Annotated in this window: 4 protein-coding genes; 1 reads left to right on the plus strand and 3 read right to left on the minus strand. The window is 64.9% G+C overall.

Annotated features, from left to right (window positions below):
- The coding region (locus tag EOA29_RS30310) for a TetR/AcrR family transcriptional regulator (RefSeq protein WP_145969876.1) at positions 1–592 on the minus strand (592 nt) is incomplete at its 3' end.
- Between the two features lie 76 nt (positions 593–668).
- On the opposite strand from EOA29_RS30310, the gene EOA29_RS30315 reads away from it, so the two are divergent.
- Entirely contained in the window at positions 669–1,193 is a 525-nt protein-coding gene (locus EOA29_RS30315; RefSeq protein WP_126094383.1) for a quercetin 2,3-dioxygenase, read from the plus strand.
- Positions 1,194–1,198: 5 nt separating this feature from the next.
- Here the strand turns inward: EOA29_RS30315 and EOA29_RS30320 are convergent, their stop codons facing one another.
- Both EOA29_RS30320 and EOA29_RS30325 read right to left on the minus strand, forming a co-directional pair.
- Entirely contained in the window at positions 1,199–1,999 is an 801-nt protein-coding gene (locus EOA29_RS30320) for an endonuclease/exonuclease/phosphatase family protein (RefSeq protein ID WP_126094382.1), read from the minus strand.
- 24 nt (positions 2,000–2,023) lie between these two features.
- The coding region (locus EOA29_RS30325) for a phosphatidylserine/phosphatidylglycerophosphate/cardiolipin synthase family protein (protein WP_145969877.1) at positions 2,024–3,224 on the minus strand (1,201 nt) is incomplete at its 5' end.

Genomic DNA, 3,224 nt, shown 5'->3' on the forward strand with positions numbered 1-3,224 from the left:
CCTCGAGCGCGGCCCGCACAAGTGCGTTTGCTGCCCACGCCGATAGGGCTTCGCCCTCCGCGACGCCGAGGCCGCAGACATCGCGCTGGACGATAAGCGCCTCCCAGCCGATCACCATGGCAAGCGCCCCAACGAGCTGGTTCCAGCGCTTCGGGGCCAGCCGATCCCGCAACGGCGACAAAGCCTGCTCGATCCATTCGATCCGGCGGTAGCCACGGCGCGGTGCGCCCTCCGCTGGCGGTTCTCCATCGATCGTGAGCTTGATCAACGAACGGCCGAGCTTTTCGATCTCGGGACTGACATGATGCAGCGCGCGGACCAGATGCCCCACGCGGGCCTCGCCGTCATCGCTCGCCTGCTCGATGGCGCGATCGACCGACGCTTGGGCGAGCGCGCCGACGGTCGCGTCGAGCAGCAGCTGATCGAAGCTCGGAAAGTAGAGATAGACGGTTCGCCGCGACACGTCGGCCGCGGCCGCCACGTCGTTGACGGTCGGCGTCTCGCCGCGGGCGAGCAGCGCGATCGCGGCGTCGACGATCGCCTTGCGGGTGCGCCGCTTCTGCGCGGCGCGAGGGTGCTGATTGACATTCATGCAAGCTGAGTATACCGAAGTGCATTAATTGCACAAGAGTGCAATATAGACATCAAGCACATTGAAAGGGGCTTTCATGACAATCTCCAGCCATACCGCCGACGACGCACGTTTCCTTGGACCGGGTGAGGGGGAGGCGATCTGGTTCCTGAGAAACCGCATGACGGTGAAGGCCACCGAGGCCAGCACCGGAGGCGGCTTCGGCCTGCTGGAATCGCTCATCGCGCCGGGTTTCTCGCCGCCGTTGCACGTCCATCACCGCGAGGACGAGTCCTTCTACGTGCTGGAGGGGGAATTGACGATGAAATGCGGCGATCGCACCTTCCGGGCGACCGCGGGCTCGTTCGTGTTCCTGCCGAGAAACGTTCCCCACACTTTCGTGGTCGAGGGCGACAAGCCTGCGCGGATGCTGACGCTGCTGACGCCCGGCGGCGGCGAAGGGGTTTTCATCGACGGTGGACGGCCGGCAGAGGCGGAAGGATTGCCGCCGGCGACGCCGCCCGACATCGAGGCTCTCAAGCGTGTGAGTGCCCGCTATGAGGCCGAAATCATCGGGCCGCCAATGGCGCCGACCGCCAGCCACGCTGCGGCCGTCGCTTAGCCTTGCTAAAGGTGCACGTAAGCCGTCAGCGGCAGGTGATCGGAGGCGACCCGCGAGAGCGGCGTGTCATGCGCTTCGACGGCCGAAACCATGCCGTTGCGGTTGCCCATGATCCGGTCGAGCGCCAGCACCGGCAGGCCGGACGGGAAGGTAGGCACGGCAGGAGGCGTGTGGCCGAACGTCGTGTGCAGCGTGTTGAGCGCCGAGCGGTTGCCCAATCGCCACTCGTTCAGGTCGCCGAGCAAAAGCGTCGGCCTTTCATCCGCGCTGCTCATGATGTCGAGCACGACGCGGGCCTGTTCCGACCGCGAGCGGCGCAACAGCCCGAGATGGGCCGCGATGACGCGCAGCGTCCGGCTCTCGTCGAGATCGATCTCGGCGACCAGCGCCCCGCGCGGCTCCAGGCCGGGCAGCTTGATCTGGTGCACATCGCGCACGGTGCCGCGCTTGAACAGGAGCACGTTGCCGCGCCAGCCATGGCCCTTGCCGTTTCCGAGAACCGGCACCGGCACCAGACCTGTTTCCAGTTCGAGGTGCGCAAGGTCGAGCAACCCGGCGCGGTCGCCGAAGCGGTTATCGGCCTCCTGCAGCGCGATCACATCGGGGCTGATTTCCCGGATCACGCGCGCGGTCCGCTCGGGGTCGAATTTGCGGTCGGTGCCGATGCATTTGTGGACATTGTAGGAGGCGACCACCATCTCGGCGCCGTTCACCCGCTTGCGGGGCGTCGACATTGCCTTGCGTGCATTTCTGCCGCGGATCGACAGGAGCACGGTCTCCGGAAGGCTGCGTCGGTTTCTGTCCATATGTCTGCTGCTCGTCTTCCTCGTCTATAGATAGGGCGATCCCAGCCACAGCAATCGGTCGAAAACGCGAATGACGAACGGCCGGGCCATCAGCGTCTGCAGTGTTACCGGCTGGGCGGAAGCGATCGCTGCGCCGATGCGGGCATCGATCTCTCCGGCGAAATTGGCATCCAGGACCTCCATGTCGATCTCGAAATTCAGCCTGAGCGACCGGGCGTCGAGATTGGACGAGCCGACATAGGCCCACACGCCGTCGATAGCCATCAGTTTCGAATGGTCGAACGGGCCGTTGTGGCGCCAGACCCGGCAGTAATTCTTCAGAACCTGGTCGAACTGCGCCGTCATGGCATGGTCGACGAGGAAAAGGTTGTTCACCGCCGGCACCACGATGTCGATCTCGACGCCGCGCCGGCCGGCCGTGGTCAGCGCGCTGATCAGCTCGCGGTCCGGCAGGAAATAGGGCGACATGATGCGGATCGATTTGCGGGCGACCGAAAACGCCCCCATCAGCAGCTTGTGGTTGGTTTCGTTCGAGGCGTCCGGCCCCGTCGCCACGGCCCTGACCAACATCGGCTGACCGGGCGGCGGCGCGGTTCGTTCGACTTGCCAGACATCGCCCTTCAGCGCCTCGTTGCCGGCGAAGCGCCAGTCCTCGGCCGCCACCGAGAACAGGTCGGCCACCACCGGCCCGGTGATCTCGAAATGCGTGTCCCTGGAACTCTCGGAGCCGGCGAATTCGGCCGAAAATCCCTTGCGGATGTTCATGCCTCCCGTGAATGCCACCGTGCCGTCGACGATCAGGATCTTCCTGTGGGTTCTGAGATTGGCATAGGGAAGTCTCAAGCCCATGACGATGTTGCCGTTGAAGAGGTCTGCCGTGATGTCGGCCTCTTTGAGCTGCTTCAGGATGCTGGGCACCGAATAGCGCACGCCGACGGCATCGATCAGCACGCGCACCGTGACGCCGCGTTTGGCCGCGCCGGAGAGCGACTGGACGAACATCTGCCCGACCGCGTCATTGTCGAAGATGTAGGTTTCGAGAAGCACGCTCTTTTGCGCGTCGTCGATTGCCCGGCACATCGCCGCATAGGCCTCGTCGCCGGTTTCGAGCACGGCGATCGTGTTTCCCGAGGTGAGCGGCCGCCGCGCCACCCTGTCGCCCAGCGTCTTCAGCCCGATGAAGTGCTGGCCGTAATGAGCGTCGATCAAGGCTTCCATGGCCAAG

The sequence above is a fragment of the Mesorhizobium sp. M1E.F.Ca.ET.063.01.1.1 genome (assembly GCF_003998155.1).
Classification (GTDB): Bacteria; Pseudomonadota; Alphaproteobacteria; order Rhizobiales; family Rhizobiaceae; genus Mesorhizobium.

What these genes read in the sequence shown, in the direction of transcription:
- EOA29_RS30315 (WP_126094383.1), top strand. Translation starts at nt 669, where the DNA reads ATGACAATCTCCAGCCATACCGCCGACGACGCACGTTTCCTTGGACCG.
- EOA29_RS30320 (WP_126094382.1), bottom strand. Translation starts at nt 1,999, where the DNA reads ATGGACAGAAACCGACGCAGCCTTCCGGAGACCGTGCTCCTGTCGATC.